Source organism: Neisseria sp. P0021.S005 (assembly GCF_051956955.1).
Genome location: NZ_JBQCWY010000686.1, coordinates 1 through 1,624, shown reverse-complemented (window position 1 = coordinate 1,624; position 1,624 = coordinate 1). Strand labels below are relative to the sequence as shown.

Annotated in this window: 2 protein-coding genes and 1 pseudogene; 2 read left to right on the top strand and 1 reads right to left on the bottom strand. The window is 48.1% G+C overall.

The features are described 5' to 3' along the window. Window positions 1-221, top strand: a pseudogene (locus ACTHUE_RS18330) (metallophosphoesterase); the annotation flags it as partial. Between the two features lie 110 nt (window positions 222-331). Continuing rightward, window positions 332-952: a LemA family protein gene (locus tag ACTHUE_RS18325; protein WP_293208140.1), complete on the top strand. Its 621-nt coding sequence runs from the start codon at window positions 332-334 to the stop codon at window positions 950-952. Between the two features lie 109 nt (window positions 953-1,061). On the opposite strand, the gene ACTHUE_RS18320 is transcribed toward ACTHUE_RS18325, so the two are convergent. Continuing rightward, window positions 1,062-1,624 (bottom strand): SGNH/GDSL hydrolase family protein (locus tag ACTHUE_RS18320; protein ID WP_440424124.1); only part of this gene is annotated, 563 nt, incomplete at its 5' end.

The window sequence follows — 1,624 nt, the reverse complement described above, 5'->3', positions numbered from 1 at the left end:
CCCGGCTGCCGATTGATGTGCAGGTCTCCGGCCATGTCCACAACGGCCAAGTTGCACCTGCCAACCTTATCGTCCGTACGCTTTATCGTCTTGCTTACGGTTATGAGGCGATCGGCAACGGCCATTTTTTCACCACTTCGGGCTACGGCTTCTGGGGCATTCCCCTTCGTTTGGGTTCGCAATCAGAAGTGTGGGTTATCGACATCAAGTCAAAGCATTGAAATAGAAATATAAACTTCAGGCCGTCTGAATTTTAGACGGCCTTTTTTATGAAAATTGGGAAAAAATATTAAAATTGGATTATAATCAATGTAAAAAATCAGCCACCGGTATGAGTGGCATCATAACTAGGGAACTCACTATGGGCATTATCAGTCTTGCACTTATTTTCGTATCAATCGCCGCCGTCTTATTGTATTTCAAACAACAGTTGAAAGACCGCAAAAAAGACTGTCGCGAATCCTTTGTCTCTTTGCGCATTGCGCTTGACTGCCGACATCAGGCCGTCCGTCATGTATTGGATGCATACAGCAAACACCTGCAAGAGCAGGGCATTGCATCGGATCGAAACGTTCAGCAGATGTGTGCCGAAGTCGAAACCGCATTGGCGCAAACTGCCAAAACATTTTCCGAATCCAAGATCAAACATCTGTGCGAAGCCGAAACAGCATTGAATCATGCGCTGAAAAAATTGCAAACTGCCGTCAAAGGCCTTTTGAAACAGTATCCTGATGAGAAATTGGCCGGTTTGATGGAAATGCTGGATGCAGCAGAGGCGGAAGTTGCATCGGCACGCCGCACTTACAACCGCAGAGCCGGAAGCTACAACCATCATTTAAACAAGCTGCCCAACCGCCTTGTCGCCAAGCCATTAGGTTTTGACAGGCAGGCAAGATTGGTTCATTTTACGGAAAACCAAACGCAACGCATGAGCAGCAATATGTTGGCTTAAAAAAATAAGCAGTTTGCTGAATAAGCGATAAACAAAAGGCCGTCTGAAATATTAATTTCAGACGGCCTTTTATGTGCTGTTAATGAAAAACACTTAGGCCTTGGCCAATTTATTGAGCAAAGCGGATCAGGCTGTCGGCAAGCTTATCGGCTGCAGTTTCATAACCTTGTGCAGAGAAGTGGACGCCGTCTTTGGCTGCCAAGCCTTGAGCCATCCAGTTTTTCATGCTGCATGCCCCGCCCATCGCATCCTGCCAAGACCAGAACATGATTTTTTCGTCATGGGCAACGCGTTGCTGCATTTGTTGTACTTCGCTGAGTAAGACTGGACGGTTGCCGCAGCTGCCGTAGGCAGTTTTCAAAGATTCCGGAGCGCCGAGGATCAGGATACCTGCGTTAGGCAGGGTGTTTTTGATTTGACGGATGTAATTGCGCCATGTCCGCTCGGTAGAGGAAATATCGAGGTTGCCGGAAAAGGCTTCATTGGTACCGTAGGCAAGGATGATTAAATCGGCTTTGGTTTGTGCCAAATCTTCCCACATACCGGGCCGCCATTTTGACCATTGGGATAACTGCGCGCCGTTGATGCCCATGGCGGAAACGGTTACGCCGCGTCCGGGGCGTTCGATATTAATGAAACCGATTTGCCAAGGCATGCTGCTGCTGAGGGTCA